The sequence below is a fragment of the Bradyrhizobium sp. SZCCHNR3119 genome (assembly GCF_032487775.1).
In the GTDB taxonomy this organism is placed as follows: domain Bacteria; phylum Pseudomonadota; class Alphaproteobacteria; order Rhizobiales; family Xanthobacteraceae; genus Bradyrhizobium.
Map to the genome: position 1 here is coordinate 2,886,642 of NZ_JAUEUV010000001.1, position 16,134 is coordinate 2,902,775.

Below are 16,134 nucleotides of genomic sequence, written 5' to 3' on the forward strand. Positions count from 1 at the left end.
CCGTTGTTACGGCACCAGCGCGGTGAGATCGAGCCCCTGTGTCGGGCCCAACGCCGCCGGTCACTCCTTGCGCCCGTAGGCTACGAGCTCGATCTTCGAGTTGACGCGCAGCATGTTGTCGGTCCGGACGGTATTTGTCCGCAAAACCCAGTGGTCGACAGCGGGCGCGTACCACGTCTGCATGACGGCTTCGGATTTCCGTCCCGGATTGTTGATGGGATAGAAGGTGTAAGTGGTTTCGATCTTGAAGGTCTCGAACGTGCCGGCCTTCGTCGTGATCTTTTCCTCGCCGCTCACCTTGGATTGTCCGGCCCACCTCCAGGTGAAACCCTTTTCCGTGTTGGTTTGTTCGACCTTGATCGGCCAGGTCGAGCCGACTTTCAGCGGTTGGACCACGCCAAGACCGCTGTTGGGAGTATATTTCATGGCGTCGGCCGTCTTCGCATTCCAGTTCCGGTCGTAGACTTGGAATCCGGCTTTATCCCGGTCGTTCGTGTAGCGGATGGCGATCGCAGTCGGGGTCACCTCGGTCACGGTGTCGGTCCGCTTGCTCGTCACCTTACCGGAGATCTCGTCGCGGATCTCATAAGTCCAATGATCGCCCTGACGCGGCTCTTCCATCGCCACAGGCACCGGCGCCTCGGCTGCTGGAGGGGCTGACTGCTGGGCAAATGCCATCGGGCCGCTCAGGCACGCCAACGCGGTCAGGATCATGCGCATGCGGGATTCCAAGGCTCGGAGTAGGAGAGATTGCGGTCAACGACGGCCGTATTCGATCAGCTCCATCGCGCTCTTGTCACGAACTTGCCCGTCGATGCGGGTCTCCGATGAACGCTTCACCCAATGATCGATCTCCGGCGCATACCAGGTGGTCTGGGTGACCTGAATCTTTCGCGAAGGGTCCTTTGTGTTGATCGCTTGGATCGAGGTCTCGATCTTATAGGTGTCGAACGTGCCGGCTGAGGTCGTCAGGCTTTCCTTAGCTGTCACCTTACTGGTGCCAGTTCGCCTGAAGTTGGCGTTGGCCGATATGCTGGTGTCGTTCGACTTGATGGGCCAGGACTTGCCGACTGCGAGCGGCACGCTGACGCCGGTGCCATCGCTCGGGGCATAGCGCCATGTGCCGTTGTTCTTAACGTTCCAGCTGCGATCGAAGGTCAGGAATCCTGTATTTGGGTTGTTGAGCGCAGAAACGCGGATGCTGATGTCGCTTGCCGAGACGTCGGTGATGGTCTGAATCACGGTCGACTTCAGATCGCCAGTGATTTCGTCCCGGACTTCGTACGTCCAGTGGTCTCCGGTCTGGGGCGCCTCCATTGCCTCACCGCTGCTGGCTGGCTGGGGTGCTGAGGGCGTGGTTTCGGCCTGCGGCTGTGCGCTGGCGAGCGGCATCGAGCCCAGCAGGGTGGCTACGATCAAAAATTTACGGCTGAGCATGATCCTCTCCGGCGGTTACCGGGCGAACAAAGGCAGCTATGTGCTGATGTTGAGCCAGGGCGAGCTATCCGTTTGCAAGTATGGAACTACCAAATCTGATTGGCCGTGATAAGGTCTCCTGTTATGAAATTTCGACGATGATCGCTCCTGTCACGGCACGACGGCCGTGAGATCGAGCCCCTGCATCAGGGCCGCAGCCTCGATCGCGCGCGGGAAGTCGGCGAGCGGAAAGCTCGTCACCACGATCTTGCCGAGGTCGAGCAGGCCCTCGCGGGCCAGCGAGGCGAGTTGGCTGGGAGCGGTCCGCTCATACATGAACTGGCCGACCACCTCCCAATCATTCGCCAGCATCTCGCCGAACGAGAGCTCGAGCGGCGCGGTGGCGCTGCCCATCAGCACCAATCGTCCGCCGCGTTTGAGCGCGCGCAAGCATGACAGCGTGGTCGAGGTGCTTCTGGCCTGGCCGAGCAGATCGAGCGCGACGTCGGCGCCGCCTCCCGCCGCATGGCGGATCGTCGCCGCATCCTTCGCGGCATCGTTGCCTGAGACGACGGCGGGAATGACGCGTGGGCCAAAGGCCTTAGTCAGTCGCTCCAGCGCCTCGCGCTTGCGGCCCACTGCGACGATGCGCGCCGCGCCCATCGCGACCGCCAGGAGCACCGCGCCCGAGCCGAAATAGCCGGTCGCGCCATTGATGATGATGGTCTGGCCGCCGCGCAGGTTCAGCCGCTGCAGGCCGCCGAAGGGCACGATGAGTTTGGCGAGGCCGATCAGTTCGGTGGCGGCGCGGTCCTCGAGGCCGCTGAGCGGCGTGACGCAGGCGGCCGGCCAATGCGCAATCTCCGCAAAGACGCCGTCGCGCCAGTGCGCCTGCAGGGCGAGCGCGGCTTCGGAAGCGCCCATGCTGGTGAGCCCGATCAGGATCTGTGCCGGCTCGGGATCGGGCACATCGGCGCGCAGATGCGGGCTGAGAAAGACCCGGTCGCCGGCCCGGACATGGCCGACGCTCGCGCCGGCCGCGACCACGCGCCCGATCGCATTGGTGCCGGGCACGAACGGCATCGGCGGCAGTGCGTAGGGCAACGCGGCCGCCACGACCTTGTTCGTGTAGGACAGCACCATCGCGGCTTCGATGCTGACGATCACGCCGTCGGGAGCAGGCGCCGGGGTTTCCACCTGTTCGAAGCGAAGATCGTTCGGCGCGTGCAGGCGCCAGGCTTTGTGGTGAGACTTGTGAGTTGCCATCGCCACCACCTCAAATTCAGTGTCGTCCCGGCCTTGCGCCGGGAACCTATATTCCCCGGCAAGCATGGCGAAAGCGAGCTGTTGCTCAAGTCTGCGTCGCATTAAATCCTGTGGTTATGGGTCCCCGCTTTCGCGGGGACGACCCGCAGAGAAGGCGGCCGCAGTTTCATCCTTCCCGTTCTCATGCCCATCGCGCTCCTCGCCCTCGATCTCCGTCGGCAGCTCGATCAGGACGCGGCCGCCCTCGAGGTCGACCGTCGGGACAACGGCATTGGAGAACGGCAGCATCAGCGTGCTGCCCGAAGGCGGGGCGATCTCGATGATGTCGCCGGCGCCGAAATTATGGATGGCGATCACGCGCCCGAGCGGCTCGCCCGCGGTGGTCTCCGCGGCAAGTCCGATCAAGTCGGTGTGATAATATTCGTCGTCCTCGGTCTCGGGCAGCCGGTCGCGCGGCACATAGAGTTCGAGGCCGTTGAGCCGCTCGGCGGCATTGCGATCGGCGACGCCCTTGATGGTCGCGACCAGATGGTCCTTGGCCTCGCGGGCTTTCGCAATTTCGAAGCTGCGATTGCCGTCTTTGGTCTGAAGCGGACCGTAATGCAGCACGGCGAGCGGATCGTCGGTGAAGGTCCACAAGCGAACCTCGCCGCGCACGCCGTGGGCGGCGCCGATCCTGGCGACGCAGATCAGCTTGGACATCAGCGGGCCTCGTATTCCAGGACGCACGCCACGGCGCGCTCCTCAGGACGAGGCGCCAAATCCTCATGCTGAGGAGCACGGCGCAAGCCGTGCGTCTCGAAGCATGAGGCATCGGCCATTGGCGAGTTAGCCCTTCGCGGCGGCTTCGGCCTGCGCCTTGCGCTCCTTGCGCGGCACGGCCTTCTCGGGATTGTTGCGGGCTTCACGCTTCTTGACGCCGGCGGCGTCAAGGAACCGCGCCACGCGATCCGACGGCTGGGCGCCCTTGGCGAGCCAGGCCTTCGTCTTCTCCATGTCGAGCTTCAGCCGCGCCTCGTTGTCCTTCGGCATCAGCGGATTGAAATGGCCAAGGCGCTCGATGAAACGGCCGTCACGCGGAAAGCGCGAGTCGGCGACGACGACGTGGTAGACCGGGCGCTTCTTGGTGCCGGCACGGGCGAGGCGGATGACGACTGACATAAGGTTCTCCTGAGTGTCGTTTGGTCTAGATGATATTGAGAGATGTCGTCATTCCGGGGCAGCGCGAAGCGGTGAGCCCGGAATCCATACTCACGATCGTGGTTATGGATTCCGGGCCCGCGCCTCGCGACGCGTCCCGGAATGACGGGATGAGAGAGGAACGGATCCTCATTTCTTCTTCCCCGGCGGCAGACCGAGGCCGGGCAGCATCGGCTTGCCGGAAAGGCCGGTGAGTCCCGGCAGGTTCGGCAATCCGCCGCGCAGGCCCGCTGGCAGGTCCTTCGGCAGGTTCGGTAGTCCACCTGCGGGTAGTCCGCCCGGCATCTTCTCGGCGAGCGCCTTCAGCTGCTCGGGCGAAGGCGCGGGCATGCCGCCGCCAAAGCCCATCGCCTGGGCGATGCCGGCCAGAGGTCCGCGCTTACCGGAACTCATGGCCTTCATCATGTCGGCCATGTTCCGGTGCATCTTCAGCAGCTTGTTGACGTGCTCGACGCTCTGGCCGGAGCCGGCGGCGATACGCTTCTTGCGGCTGGCCTTGAGAAGGTCGGGATGCTTGCGCTCCTCGCGCGTCATCGAGTCGATGATCGCGACCTGGCGCTTGATGACCTTGTCGTCGATGCCGGCGGCCGCGATCTGGTTCTTCATCTTGGCGATGCCGGGCATCATGCCCATCAGCCCGCTGATGCCGCCCATCTGCGCCATCTGCATCAGCTGCTCGCGCATGTCGTTGAGGTCGAACTGACCCTTGCGCATCTTCTCTGCGGCGCGCGCGGCCTTTTCGGCATCGATATTCGCCGCCGCCTTCTCGACCAGCGAGACGATGTCGCCCATGCCGAGGATGCGGCCGGCGATGCGCGAGGGATAGAAGTCTTCCAGCGCATCAGTCTTCTCGCCGGTGCCGAGCAGCTTGATCGGCTTGCCGGTGACCGCGCGCATCGACAGCGCAGCGCCGCCGCGACCGTCGCCGTCCACCCTGGTCAGCACGATGCCGGTCAGGCCCACGCGCTCATCGAAGGAACGCGCCAGATTGACTGCGTCCTGGCCGGTCAGGGAGTCCGCGACCAGCAGCACCTCATGCGGATTGGCGACCGCTTTGATCTCGGCCGCCTCCTTCATCATCTCTTCGTCGAGCGTGGTGCGGCCGGCGGTGTCGAGCAGCACGACGTCGTAACCGCCGAGCTTGCCGGCTTCCAGCGCGCGGCGGGCGATCTGCGGCGGCTTCTGGCCTTCGACGATCGGCAGGGTCGCGATCTCGAGGTCGCGGCCGAGCACGGCGAGCTGTTCCATGGCGGCCGGACGGTAGACGTCGAGCGAAGCCATCAGCACCTTGCGCTTGTCGCGCTGGGTCATGCGCCGGGCGAGCTTGGCCGTGGTGGTGGTCTTGCCCGAGCCCTGCAGGCCGACCATCATGATCGGCACCGGCGGAACGGCATTCAAATCGATGGTCTGGCCGTCCGAGCCGAGCGTATTGACCAGCTCGTCGTGGACGATCTTGACCACCATCTGGCCGGGCGTCACCGATTTGACCACGGTGGCGCCGATCGCCTGTTCGCGCACGCGCTCGGTGAAGCTTCGGACCACTTCGAGCGCGACGTCGGCCTCCAGCAGCGCCCGGCGGACTTCGCGCATCGCGGCGTCGACGTCGGCCTCCGACAGGGACCCTCGCCCCGTCAGCCGATCGAGAATGCCGCCAAGCCTTTCCGACAGATTGTCGAACACTTGCTTCGTCCTTTGTCCTGCACTGCAGGCGCTTGAATTCCTTGATCGTCATGCCCCGCGCATGCGAGGCATCCAGTACGCCGCAGCGTCTCGGCTCCTGCCGAGCTCCCTGGGATACTGGATCACCCGCTTTTCGCGGGTGATGACGGCTGTCGGTTCGGTAGATAGTGCCGAAACCGACAATACAAACAATTTCGCGCCCGAGGGCGCATAGCGCTGTCGGGCGTTGACCTCCGGTCTCCAGGACCGGTCGGTGGCTCGAAAAGATGACACTTTCCGATAAAGAGGCCGCCTTAAACCCTCAAGCCGGCGAAAAGTCAAGGAAACTTGCACTCCGGCGGCCCGTTGTCGGACCTCGGCCGGCCGCTTACCTGTTGCCGAACTTGAGGTTTCCGGCTCCGACGAGGATCACATTGGCGCGCCGTTCCAAGACCTATTCAGGTCCCATCACCGACCATTTCGACGGCAAGCGCTTCTATGATCCCGATGGGGTGCCGCCCAAATCCCTGCCGGAGGTTCTGCGCTGGCAGTTCGGCCGCCGCGAAAAGCCGGCCAAATGGCCCAAATGGGTGCCCAGCCCCCATGCCGATACCCCGCCGGTGCGGGTCGACGGCGATGCGGTTCGGCTCTCTTTCGTGGGGCATGCGAGCTGGCTGATCCAGGGCGGCGGGCTCAACATCCTTATCGATCCCGTATGGTCGGAGCGGGTCTCGCCCGTCTCCTTCGCCGGGCCGAAGCGGCACAACCATCCCGGCATCGCGTTCGATGCTCTTCCGAACATCGACGTCGTGCTGGTGTCCCATGGTCATTACGATCATCTCGATATCAGGACGTTGTCGCGGCTGGACGCGCGTTTTGGGCCGCGTGTCGTGACGCCGCTCGGCAACGATCTCACCATGATGGCAAAGATCCCGAAGATCCGCGCCGAGGCCTACGACTGGCACGATCGCGTCGCGCTCAACGCGGAGATTGCGGTGACGCTGGTGCCGACCCGCCACTGGTCGGCGCGCGGCATCTCCGATCGCAACATGGCGCTGTGGGCAAGCTTCGTGTTGGAGACGCCCGCCGGCAAGATCTACATCGTCTGCGATTCCGGCTATGGCACGGGTGCGCATTTCCGCCGTGTCGCCGAAGCGCATGCGCCGCTCAAGCTCGCGATCCTGCCGATCGGCGCTTATGAGCCGCGCTGGTTCATGCAGGATCAGCACATGAACCCGGCTGACGCGGTACAGGCGCTGCAGGATTGCGGCGCGGAGGCCGCGCTGGCGCATCATCACGGCACCTTCCAGCTCACGGACGAGGCGATCGACGCGCCGGTCCATGCGCTTCACGCGGCGTTGGATGACGCCGGCATTCCGCGCGAGCGCTTCGGTGTGCTCAAGCCGGGGCAGGTGGTGGAGATCTGATAGATGGTCGAGAAGAGATCGTCGTCCCGGGCAAGCCCGGCAACGCGCAGCGTTGGCGGGCGCCGACCCGGGATCCATAAACACCATCGTCAAATGTGACGAAGGTTAGAGCTCCAGCCCGCTCATCAATCTCCGATCGGGATTATGGGTCCCGACTCAAGGCCGGGACGACATCGAGTATGTTGCTACTGCCCCGTCTTGATCGCCCAGGTCACGCTGACGGCGATCGACAGCGTCTCCTCGCCCTGCGCGACCGGGGTCGATGCGGCGGCCATCGGTGCCGCGAGCGTCTTGACCCGGAACATCGGCGTCGGCGTGCCCTCTTCGGATATGCTCAAGGGCGCGCCGAGCGTCACGCCCGCCGCCTTGGCATAGATCTCGGCCTTGCGGCGAGCGTCGGCCACAGCCTTTTCGCGCGCCTGGTCCAGCAGCTTCGACGGTTCGGCGACGGTGAAATAGACATTGCCGACATCGTTGGCGCCGGCGCCGACCACGGTATCGATGAGGCTGGCGACCTTGCTGACGTCGTGCAGCTTGATGGTGACGCGGTTGCTGGCGCGGTAGCCGACCACGGTCGATTGCCCCGGACGGTTCGGCGCATATTGCGGCTGCAGCGACAGGCGCGAGGTCTGATAGTCCTTGTCCTCGATGCCGGCCGCTTTCAACGCCTGCAGCACCTTGGCCATCGCGGTATTGTTGGCCTCTGCGGCCTCGCGCGCGGTCTTGGCGTCCGAGGCCACGCCGGCATCGATCTGTGCGAGATCCGGCGGCGCCGAGACGCTGGCTTCTCCGCTCACGGAGATCGCCGGCGGAAAGTCGGTCGACGCCGGCTGCTGGGCTAGGCCGGGTGTTGCGGCCCCTGCCGCAATGACGAGCGCAAGCGGGATGCGGGCGGTGATCTTCATCATTTCAGCGGCACATAAACGTTGATGACGAGCTTGTCTTCGGCAGTCTTCAAGGGGTCGGTCAGATATTCCTCGATGAAGGTGTCCTTGGCTTCCAGCTTGCGCTCGTCGAGGTGATTGGTGATCGCCTCATAGGTATTGTCCATGTTGTCGTAGGAGCCGCGGTGCACGAATTTCAGCGCCTTGCCCTCGGGCGACTGGCCGATGCTCATGCCCTTGCCGAGGTTCTTCGGCTCCTGGTCGATCGGCATCTCGGCCATGAAGGTAAAGCCGGTGTCGTCGGTCGAGGTGTAGACGATCATGCCGTTGCCGGCCGGCTTGATGCCTTGCTTGTCGAGCAGCGCTGACAATGTCTTGAATGAATCGATGAGGGTATCGAAGGCATTGTCCCAGTTCGCGGTGCCCTTGACGATCAGCACCTTCTTGGCCGCCAGCGTGATCTCCTCGCCGAAGGCTTCCGATGGCTGGGCCTGGGCTGCGGCCGGAGGCGGGGAGGCCGGCGCTGCCGGTGCGGGGCTCGCACTCGCCGCTGGTGCCGGGCTGGCAGCCGGCGCGGGGCTGGCGGAGGCGGCCGGGGCTGGCGTCGCCGATGTCTCGGGCGAGGGGGTGGCGCTCGATGCCGGGGCCGGAGTCGACGAGGCCGCAGGAGCCGGCGACGCGGACGGCGACTGGGCCTGAGCGGCCGCGATTCCGAATGACAGCGCGACCGACGTTACGGCCAGAGCGCGGCGGAAGGTACTTACATTCATCCAATTATTCTCCAGGGCCGTGCGTCGGTGCCCGGTTCGTGCCGGCGAATGGCCCGGTTCCTATCATGTCCGGCCTTGATCGTCCCCTGACAGATGCGTCATGTGGCCATTACGGGTCGGCTGGGCTGGTCAATGTCTCGCCATTCCGCCATATAAGACGGACACAATTTGGATATTTTCATGAGCGCGCTCGCAGGCCACGCCTTTGCCAAGATGAACGGGATCGGGAACGAAATCGTCGTTCTCGACTTGCGTGATTCGAAGCATGTCGTGACGCCGGACGAGGCCCGCGCCATCGCCTCCCGCGTCCCCTACGATCAACTGATGGTGCTGCAGCCGCCCCGGCTGACCGGCACCGAGGCCTTCATCCGCATCTACAACAATGACGGCTCCGAATCCGGCGCCTGCGGCAACGGCATGCGCTGCGTGGTCCGGCGGGTGTTCGAGACCACCGGCGAGACCACGGCAACTTTCGAGAGCCGTGCCGGCTTGTTGAACTGCTGGCAAGGGCCTTCGCCAGATCTCTACACGGTCGACATGGGCGTGCCGAAGTTCGGCTGGCAGGACATTCCGCTCGCCGAGGAGTTCCGCGATACCCGCTACATCGAGCTGCAGATCGGTCCGATCGATGCGCCGATCCTGCATTCGCCCTCGGTGGTCAACATGGGCAATCCGCACGCGATCTTCTGGGTCGATGACGTCGATGCCTATGATCTCGCCCGCGTCGGCCCGCTCTTGGAAAATCATCCGGTGTTCCCGGAACGCGCCAACATCACGCTGGCGCAGATCGTCGATCGCGATCACATCACCATCCGCACCTGGGAGCGCGGCGCCGGCCTCACCAAGGCCTGCGGCTCGGCCGCCTGCGCCACCGCAGTCGCGGCGGCGCGGCTCAAGCGCGCCAACCGCATCGTCAGGGTGACCTTGCCGGGCGGCGATCTCAACATCGAATGGCGCGAGCGCGACGATCACGTGCTGATGACCGGCACGGCGACGTTCGAATATGAAGGTCGCTTCGATCCCGCGCTGTTCGCCTCCGTGGCGTGACGGCCGTGCCGGTCGATGTCGTCAGTTTCGGCTGCCGCCTCAACGCCTTCGAATCCGAACTGATCGCGCGCGAGGCGGATGCCGCCGGCCTTTCCGAGACCATCGTCATCAACAGCTGTGCCGTGACCAACGAGGCGGTGGCACAGGCCCGGCAGTCGATCCGCAAATTGAAGCGCGAACGGCCCGATGCGCGCATCATCGTCACCGGCTGCGCGGCGCAGACGCAAGCGGACATGTTCGCAGCGATGCCCGAGGTCGATCGAGTCGTCGGCAATGACGACAAGCTGCATGCGGCGGCCTGGCGGGCCAGCGCGCAGGCGCTCGAGGCGCCGCGCTTCGGGATCGACGCGACCGAGAAGGTCGCCGTCTCCGACATCATGGCGGTGAAGGAGATGGCGCCGCATCTTCTGGAGGGCTATCAGCGCGGGCTGCCGCGGGTGTTCGTTCAGGTGCAGAACGGTTGCGACCACCGCTGCACGTTCTGCATCATTCCGTTCGGCCGCGGCAATTCACGCTCGGTGCCGATGGGCGCGGTGATCGACCAGGTCCGTGCGCTGGTGGAGCGCGGTCACGCCGAGATCGTGCTGACCGGGGTCGACCTGACGAGCTATGGCGCCGATCTGCCGGGGATGCCGAAGCTTGGCCGTCTGGTGAAGCAGATCTTGCGGCATGTGCCGGAGCTGAGGCGGCTGCGGATTTCCTCGATCGACTCGATCGAGGCGGACGCCGATCTGCTCGATGCGATTGGGAGCGATGCGCGGCTGATGCCGCATCTGCACCTGTCCTTGCAGGCCGGCGATGATCTGATCCTCAAGCGCATGAAGCGGCGGCATCTGCGCCAGGACGCGATCGATTTCTGTGCGCAAGTGCGCCGCCTGCGGCCGGACATCGCGCTCGGCGCCGATCTCATCGCGGGCTTTCCGACCGAGAGCGAGGAGGCGTTCGCCCGTTCGCTCGATCTGGTCGCGGAATGTGCGCTGACCTTCCTGCATGTGTTTCCCTATTCGCCGCGGCCCGGCACGCCGGCGGCGCGAATGCCGCAGCTCGCGAGCAGCATCATCCGCGAGCGAGCGCGACGCTTGCGGGCGGCGGGCGAGGCGGCGTTGCGGCGGCGGCTGGATGAGGAGATCGGCTGCCGGCGCGAGGTGCTGATCGAGAGCGAAACCCAGGGGCGCACGGAGCATTATCTCCCGGTGGCGGTGAGCGGCGAGCCTCCGGGCGCGGTGCGGCGGCTCGCGATTGCGGGTCATGATGGGGCGAGGCTGCTTCCGTAGTTTCGGTCGTCGTCGCCCGGCTTGACCGGGCGATCCAGTACGCCGCGGCCTCTCGATTGATCGCGACTGTCTCTGGGGTACTGGATCATCCGCCTTCGCGGATGATGACGGCGGAGTGTGTGGTGGTCGCGCGCGTCTCAATCAGTCGTGAGCGGCTCCACTCACTCTCCCTGCCATCCACACGCCTTCAGTCGCTCATGCATATGCGCCGGCGCCGGCGCCACCACATGCACCGGCGGCTTGTTCTTCGACAGCGGGATGCTGATCTCGCGCGCATGCAAATGCAGCCGCGGCTCGCCGAGGCGTGGACCGTTGCCGTAGATATTGTCGCCGACGATCGGCCAGCCCATGGCTGCCGCATGCACGCGCAGCTGGTGGGTGCGGCCGGTGACCGGTTCCATGGCGAGCCAGGTGAGCTTTGTCGATGTACTGCCTGTTGTCGCCTCGGTGTCGGCGCGAGCAGAGTGCGCTCCCTCTCCTCTTTCGGGTTGCGACGAGCTTGGCTCGCGCTGAGAGGGTTGGGGAGGGGAGAACTTCCCCAGCACCCGCCATTTCGTGATCGCCGGCTGTCCCTCGGGATCCGGCTTCTGCCACCAGCCGCGCTCGGCATTGCGCCTGCCGAGCGGCAGTTCGATCGTGCCTTCGTCCTCGTCCGGACCGCCTTCCACCACCGCCCAGTAGGTCTTGGAAATCTTGCCATGCTTGAACAAAAGCCCGAGCGAGGCCGTTGCCTTGCGATGGCGTCCCAGCACCAGGCAGCCCGAGGTTTCCTTGTCCAGCCGATGGGCCAAGACCGGCGGTCGCGGCAGGCCATAGCGCAGCGCGTCGAACGAGGCCTCCAGATTCGGCCCGCCCTTGGGACCCTTGTGCACGGGGATGCCGGCCGGCTTGTCGATCACCAGCATCAGCCCGTCGCGATGGAGCACGCGGGCCAGCATTTCCTCGTCGGTGGGTTGGTCGATATCCATAAATCCGGTCTAGGCTTTCGTTTGCGGGATGGAAGGGCTAACACCACGCCATGAACGATACCACCTCCGAAACACCCAAGCTCAGCTGGTGGCGGCGGCTGTCCGCCGGGCTGAAGCGCACCTCGGGCGCGCTGGGGACCGCTGTTGCGGATCTCGTCACCAAGCGCAAGCTCGACCGCGCGATGCTCGAGGACATCGAGGACGTGCTGCTGCGCGCCGATCTCGGCACGCAAGTGGCTGCCCGGATCGCAGATGCCGTCGGCACCGGCCGTTACGACAAGACGATCAGCGCCGACGAGGTGAAGGCGGTGGTCGCGACCGAGGTAGAGAAGGTGTTGGCGCCGGTGGCGAAGCCGCTCGATGTCGATACCGCTCGTAAACCTTTCGTTATCCTCGTGGTCGGCGTCAACGGTTCCGGCAAGACCACCACGATCGGCAAGCTGGCGGCGAAATTCGTCTCGGAAGGCAAGCAGGTCATGCTGGCCGCCGGCGACACCTTTCGCGCCGCTGCGATCGAGCAGCTCAAGGTCTGGGGCGAGCGGACCAAGGTGCCGGTGATCGCCGGGGCGCAAGGCTCGGATGCCGCAAGCCTCGCCTTCAACGCGATCACGGCGGCCAAGGAGCAGGGCCGGGACATCCTCCTGATCGATACCGCCGGCCGGCTGCAGAACAAGGCCGAGCTGATGAACGAGCTGGAAAAGGTCGTGCGCGTGATCCGCAAGGTCGATGCGTCAGCGCCCCATGCCGTGTTGCTCGTGCTGGACGCCACGGTGGGACAGAATGCGCTGTCGCAGGTCGAGGCATTTCATCGCACCGCAGGCGTTACGGGTCTGGTGATGACGAAGCTCGACGGCACCGCGCGCGGCGGCATCCTGGTGGCGCTGGCGGAGAAATTCAAACTGCCGGTGCACTTTATCGGGGTCGGCGAAGGCGTCGACGATCTCTCGCCATTCGCGGCGAAGGATTTTGCCCGCGCGATTGCCGGCATCGAGGATTAGTTTTCTCTTGCCATGCCCCGCGCCTGCAGGGCATCGAGTGCGCCGCGCCGCCAACATACATCTTAGATACTGGGTCGCCGCTTTTGGCGGTGAGGACAGCTAACAGGACACGACATGGACAAGACCCAGCCGCATCCACTCTTCAAGCTGGCGACCGAGCTCGGTCCGCTGCTCGTGTTCTTCGTGGTCAATGCCAAGTTTCAACTGTTCGCGGCGACCGGCGCATTCATGGTGGCGATCGTCGTGGCGATGATCGCGTCCTACGTGGTGACCAAGCACGTTCCGATCATGGCGCTGGTCACCGGCGTGGTCGTGCTGGTGTTCGGCACGCTTACTTTGGTCTTGCATGACGAGACCTTCATCAAGGTCAAGCCGACCATCATCTACGGTCTGTTCGCCGCGGTGCTCGGTGGCGGCCTCTTGTTCAATCGCTCCTTCATCGCGATCATGTTCGATCAGATGTTCAACCTGACTCCTGCGGGCTGGCGCATCCTCACCTTCCGCTGGGCACTGTTCTTTGCCGCGATGGCGGTCTTGAACGAAGCGGTCTGGCGCACACAGAGCACGGATTTCTGGGTCGGCTTCAAGGCGTTCGGCGTGATCCCGCTGACCACGATCTTCGCCATCGCGCAGATGCCGCTGATCAAGCGCTATCATCTCGAGCCGGTGTCGCTGGAGGCCAGCGAAGCCGATGCGGGCGATGTCAGCAAGGGATAGGCGGTGGTCATTGCGAGGCGCCCATGGGTTTCGCCTCCGGCGAACCCGATGACAGGCCCCGGCGACGAAACAATCCAGAATCCCGTCTGGGTGGCGGCGCTTCGCTCGCAATGACGGAGCTAGCTTCCCGCCTGCAGCGCCTTCTCGATCTCAGGCTTCAACACGGTGGTGATGTTCTCTGCCGTGATCGGGCCGACCAGCTTATAGACGATGGTGCCATCGCGGCCGACGATGAAGGTCTCGGGCACGCCATAGACGCCCCATTCGATGCCGGCGCGACCGTTGCCGTCGACGCCGACGACGTTATAGGGGTTGCCGTAGCGGCCGAGGAAGCGGCGCGCGTTGTCGGCAGCGTCCTTGTAGTTGATGCCGACGATCTGGAACCGCTTGTCGCGTCCGAGCTCGACCAGGAGCGGGGCCTCGTCGTGACAGGGCACGCACCAGGACGCCCAGACGTTGACGATGCTGACCTTGCCCTTGAAGGCGGCAGGGTCGAGCCCCGGCACCGGAGTGCCGTTGTTCGTCAAAGCGACGAGCGGCGGTAGCGTCGTCTGCGGGGCCGGGCGGCCGATCAGGGCGGAGGGAATGCGCGAGGGATCGCCGCTGCCGAGCCGGAACCAGAACAGGGCCGCGAGCCCTAGAAACACGACCAGCGGCAGCAGCATCAGGACGGAGCGGCGGCGCGGCGCGGCCTCGGTGGTCTGGTGGCTCAGTTCGGTCATGACATGTCCGTTGCGGCGCGACCGGAGCGGCGGTTGACGCCGCTCTCTTCGAGCGCGCGCAGTCGCGCCTTCTGGGTACGGTGGTCCACCATGATCCAGGCGATCAGGAGAGCGACGACCAGGGCAGCCGCGAGGTAGGACGAGGCGATGAAGGTCGTATAGGGCCCGAGGTCCATGGGATCACGCCGCTCCTGCGATATGGCTGGGCACGCCGCCGGTCGAAACGTCGCTTGCAACGTTGCGCGCCTGCATCATCTGCAGGCTGCGCACGCGCCGGCGCAGGATCTCGTTGCGCATCGCCGCGACATGCAGCGTCACGAACAGGAACGTGAAGGCGACCGCCATCACCAGGAGCGGGATCAGGAACGCCTTGTCGAGTGCGGGACCGCCCATTCGCATCACCGAGGCCGGCTGATGCAGCGTGTTCCACCAGTCGACGGAGAACTTGATGATCGGCAAATTGATCGCGCCAACCAGGGTCAGGACCGCAGCCGCACGGGCTGCGCGGGTCGGGTCCTCGACCGCGCGCCACAGCGCGATCAGGCCGAGATACATCAGAAACAGGATCAGCACCGAGGTCAGTCGCGCATCCCACTCCCAATAGGTGCCCCACATCGGCCGGCCCCACAGCGAGCCGGTGATCAGCGCCAGGAAGGTGAAGCTCGCGCCGATCGGCGCCGCCGCTTTCGCTGCGACATCGGCCAGCGGATGGCGCCACACCAAGGTGCCGAGTGAGGCGACGCTCATGATCGCCCAGACGAACATCGACAGCCAGGCGTTCGGAACATGGATGAACATGATCTTGACGGTAGCCCCCTGCTGGTAGTCGTCGGGGGCGAGGGCGGACAGATACAGGCCGGCCGCCAGCAGGGCGGCCGTGATCCCCGCCAGCCAAGGTAATAGCCGCGCAGCCAGTGCAAGGAACCGGGTCGGATTGGCGAGGTCGATCAGTGTCATAAGCATCTAGTTAAAGGCCGGAGCGGTTGCAGGCAATCAGCATAGGATCGCTCTAGAAGAGTTGATGCGGGTCAAGCCGGGCGCGGCTCAGTCGAGTCCGTGCCGCAAGCTCGCTGCCGCAGCAAAAGGACCCACCACGAAACTGACCAAAGAAAGTGCGCAAAGAATGGAGAAGGGTGCGCCAAATGGTAGCGGGCCGACGATTGCGGCCTGGGAGGCCGCGACGCCAAAGATCAGCACGGGGATGGACAAAGGCAGCACCAGGACCGCAAGCAACAGGCCCCCGCGATGCATCGTCACGGCGAGTGCCGCGCCAATCATGCCGATGAAGGTCAGCGCCGGCGTGCCGGCCAGCAACGTCAGCGCGATAGCGCCCGTCGCCGTTGCATCCAGGTTGAGGAGCAGACCCAGCACGGGGGTGGCCACGACGAGCGGCAGGCCGGCGGCGATCCAATGTGCCAGGGCCTTGGCGGCGCAGGCGAGCTCCAGGGGCGTACGGCTCATCACGACCAAGTCGAGCGAGCCATCCTCGTGATCGGCGGTGAACAGCCGATCGAGCGTCAGCAGGCTGGCCAGCAGCGCACCGAGCCAGAGGATCGCGGGGCCAAGGCGCTTCAGCAGCGCGAGATCGGGGCCGACCGCAAACGGCATCAGCACGACCACAGTCAGGAAGAACAGGACGCCGATCAGTGCGCCGCCGCCGACGCGCAGCGCAATCCTGATGTCGCGGCGGATCAGGGCATCAAGCGCGGTCATGCGGGGAGCGCCTCGGCGAGAGGCTTAGTACGAGAGCGAGGCTCTCTCCCCGCGCTCGCTGCGCTCCCTCCCC

General features: G+C 65.0%; 18 protein-coding genes. 5 read left to right on the forward strand and 13 right to left on the reverse strand.

The window, feature by feature from the left end; translation table 11 throughout:
* Positions 1-60: 60 nt before the first annotated feature.
* From QX034_RS13490 to ffh, 6 genes are all read right to left on the reverse strand, one after another.
* Positions 61-720: a hypothetical protein gene (locus QX034_RS13490; protein WP_315702112.1), complete on the reverse strand. Its 660-nt coding sequence runs from the start codon at positions 718-720 to the stop codon at positions 61-63.
* Positions 721-756: 36 nt separating this feature from the next.
* On the reverse strand, positions 757-1,437 hold the full coding sequence (locus QX034_RS13495) for a hypothetical protein (protein WP_315702111.1): 681 nt from the start codon (positions 1,435-1,437) through the stop codon (positions 757-759).
* A 150-nt stretch (positions 1,438-1,587) separates the two neighbouring features.
* The gene (locus QX034_RS13500) at positions 1,588-2,682 is read right to left on the reverse strand and encodes a zinc-binding alcohol dehydrogenase family protein (RefSeq protein ID WP_315702110.1); all 1,095 of its coding nucleotides are present in this window, start codon (positions 2,680-2,682) and stop codon (positions 1,588-1,590) included.
* A gap of 114 nt (positions 2,683-2,796) precedes the next feature.
* Positions 2,797-3,384, reverse strand: a complete 588-nt coding sequence (gene rimM, locus QX034_RS13505; RefSeq protein WP_315702109.1) for a ribosome maturation factor RimM — start codon at positions 3,382-3,384, stop codon at positions 2,797-2,799.
* 126 nt (positions 3,385-3,510) lie between these two features.
* Positions 3,511-3,843 (reverse strand): 30S ribosomal protein S16, encoded by a 333-nt coding sequence (rpsP, locus tag QX034_RS13510; RefSeq protein WP_315702108.1) that lies wholly within the window; start codon positions 3,841-3,843, stop codon positions 3,511-3,513.
* A gap of 168 nt (positions 3,844-4,011) precedes the next feature.
* Positions 4,012-5,562 carry a signal recognition particle protein gene (gene ffh / locus QX034_RS13515; protein WP_315761476.1) on the reverse strand — a complete coding sequence of 517 codons (1,551 nt, stop codon included), beginning with the start codon at positions 5,560-5,562 and terminating at the stop codon, positions 4,012-4,014.
* A gap of 413 nt (positions 5,563-5,975) precedes the next feature.
* Here ffh and QX034_RS13520 point away from each other — a divergent pair, with 413 nt between their 5' ends.
* Positions 5,976-6,968 (forward strand): MBL fold metallo-hydrolase, encoded by a 993-nt coding sequence (locus tag QX034_RS13520; RefSeq protein ID WP_315729957.1) that lies wholly within the window; start codon positions 5,976-5,978, stop codon positions 6,966-6,968.
* Positions 6,969-7,153: 185 nt separating this feature from the next.
* Here the strand turns inward: QX034_RS13520 and QX034_RS13525 are convergent, their stop codons facing one another.
* Positions 7,154-7,876, reverse strand: coding sequence for an SIMPL domain-containing protein (locus tag QX034_RS13525; protein WP_315702105.1), 723 nt, complete (start codon positions 7,874-7,876; stop codon positions 7,154-7,156).
* A complete protein-coding gene (locus QX034_RS13530) occupies positions 7,873-8,622 on the reverse strand; it encodes a GyrI-like domain-containing protein (RefSeq protein WP_315702104.1) in 750 nt (249 codons plus the stop codon). Before QX034_RS13530 ends, QX034_RS13525 begins: the two co-directional genes overlap by 4 nt.
* 180 nt (positions 8,623-8,802) lie before the next feature.
* Between QX034_RS13530 and dapF the strand changes: the two genes are divergently transcribed.
* Entirely contained in the window at positions 8,803-9,669 is an 867-nt protein-coding gene (gene dapF / locus QX034_RS13535; RefSeq protein ID WP_315767660.1) for a diaminopimelate epimerase, read from the forward strand.
* Positions 9,670-9,674: 5 nt separating this feature from the next.
* Complete coding sequence (gene mtaB, locus QX034_RS13540) at positions 9,675-10,943, forward strand: tRNA (N(6)-L-threonylcarbamoyladenosine(37)-C(2))-methylthiotransferase MtaB (RefSeq protein ID WP_315702102.1); 1,269 nt, start codon at positions 9,675-9,677, stop codon at positions 10,941-10,943.
* Positions 10,944-11,104: 161 nt separating this feature from the next.
* Here mtaB and QX034_RS13545 read toward each other — a convergent pair whose 3' ends face one another.
* Entirely contained in the window at positions 11,105-11,911 is an 807-nt protein-coding gene (locus tag QX034_RS13545) for an RNA pseudouridine synthase (RefSeq protein WP_315729956.1), read from the reverse strand.
* Positions 11,912-11,961: 50 nt separating this feature from the next.
* Here QX034_RS13545 and ftsY point away from each other — a divergent pair, with 50 nt between their 5' ends.
* Together ftsY and QX034_RS13555 are read left to right on the forward strand one after the other, a co-directional pair.
* Positions 11,962-12,909 carry a signal recognition particle-docking protein FtsY gene (gene ftsY, locus QX034_RS13550; RefSeq protein ID WP_315702100.1) on the forward strand — a complete coding sequence of 316 codons (948 nt, stop codon included), beginning with the start codon at positions 11,962-11,964 and terminating at the stop codon, positions 12,907-12,909.
* A gap of 114 nt (positions 12,910-13,023) precedes the next feature.
* Positions 13,024-13,626 carry a septation protein A gene (locus tag QX034_RS13555; RefSeq protein WP_315702099.1) on the forward strand — a complete coding sequence of 201 codons (603 nt, stop codon included), beginning with the start codon at positions 13,024-13,026 and terminating at the stop codon, positions 13,624-13,626.
* A gap of 119 nt (positions 13,627-13,745) precedes the next feature.
* Here the strand turns inward: QX034_RS13555 and QX034_RS13560 are convergent, their stop codons facing one another.
* The 4 genes from QX034_RS13560 to ccmB form a co-directional block, all read right to left on the reverse strand.
* Positions 13,746-14,348, reverse strand: coding sequence for a DsbE family thiol:disulfide interchange protein (locus QX034_RS13560; protein WP_315702098.1), 603 nt, complete (start codon positions 14,346-14,348; stop codon positions 13,746-13,748).
* A complete protein-coding gene (gene ccmD, locus QX034_RS13565) occupies positions 14,345-14,524 on the reverse strand; it encodes a heme exporter protein CcmD (RefSeq protein ID WP_315702097.1) in 180 nt (59 codons plus the stop codon). Before ccmD ends, QX034_RS13560 begins: the two co-directional genes overlap by 4 nt.
* Positions 14,525-14,528: 4 nt before the next feature.
* The gene (locus QX034_RS13570; protein ID WP_315702096.1) at positions 14,529-15,305 is read right to left on the reverse strand and encodes a heme ABC transporter permease; all 777 of its coding nucleotides are present in this window, start codon (positions 15,303-15,305) and stop codon (positions 14,529-14,531) included.
* Between the two features lie 87 nt (positions 15,306-15,392).
* Positions 15,393-16,061: a heme exporter protein CcmB gene (ccmB, locus tag QX034_RS13575; protein ID WP_315702095.1), complete on the reverse strand. Its 669-nt coding sequence runs from the start codon at positions 16,059-16,061 to the stop codon at positions 15,393-15,395.
* Between the last annotated feature and the right edge of the window lie 73 nt (positions 16,062-16,134).

Bases quoted from the DNA above. Each gene is read 5' to 3' on its own strand.
- QX034_RS13490 (WP_315702112.1), bottom strand. From the start codon at position 720: ATGCGCATGATCCTGACCGCGTTGGCGTGCCTGAGCGGCCCGATGGCA.
- QX034_RS13495 (WP_315702111.1), bottom strand. From the start codon at position 1,437: ATGCTCAGCCGTAAATTTTTGATCGTAGCCACCCTGCTGGGCTCGATG.
- QX034_RS13500 (WP_315702110.1), bottom strand. From the start codon at position 2,682: ATGGCAACTCACAAGTCTCACCACAAAGCCTGGCGCCTGCACGCGCCG.
- rimM (WP_315702109.1), bottom strand. From the start codon at position 3,384: ATGTCCAAGCTGATCTGCGTCGCCAGGATCGGCGCCGCCCACGGCGTG.
- rpsP (WP_315702108.1), bottom strand. From the start codon at position 3,843: ATGTCAGTCGTCATCCGCCTCGCCCGTGCCGGCACCAAGAAGCGCCCG.
- QX034_RS13525 (WP_315702105.1), bottom strand. From the start codon at position 7,876: ATGATGAAGATCACCGCCCGCATCCCGCTTGCGCTCGTCATTGCGGCA.
- QX034_RS13530 (WP_315702104.1), bottom strand. From the start codon at position 8,622: ATGAATGTAAGTACCTTCCGCCGCGCTCTGGCCGTAACGTCGGTCGCG.
- dapF (WP_315767660.1), top strand. From the start codon at position 8,803: ATGAGCGCGCTCGCAGGCCACGCCTTTGCCAAGATGAACGGGATCGGG.
- QX034_RS13545 (WP_315729956.1), bottom strand. From the start codon at position 11,911: ATGGATATCGACCAACCCACCGACGAGGAAATGCTGGCCCGCGTGCTC.
- ftsY (WP_315702100.1), top strand. From the start codon at position 11,962: ATGAACGATACCACCTCCGAAACACCCAAGCTCAGCTGGTGGCGGCGG.
- QX034_RS13555 (WP_315702099.1), top strand. From the start codon at position 13,024: ATGGACAAGACCCAGCCGCATCCACTCTTCAAGCTGGCGACCGAGCTC.
- QX034_RS13560 (WP_315702098.1), bottom strand. From the start codon at position 14,348: ATGACCGAACTGAGCCACCAGACCACCGAGGCCGCGCCGCGCCGCCGC.
- ccmD (WP_315702097.1), bottom strand. From the start codon at position 14,524: ATGGACCTCGGGCCCTATACGACCTTCATCGCCTCGTCCTACCTCGCG.
- QX034_RS13570 (WP_315702096.1), bottom strand. From the start codon at position 15,305: ATGACACTGATCGACCTCGCCAATCCGACCCGGTTCCTTGCACTGGCT.
- ccmB (WP_315702095.1), bottom strand. From the start codon at position 16,061: ATGACCGCGCTTGATGCCCTGATCCGCCGCGACATCAGGATTGCGCTG.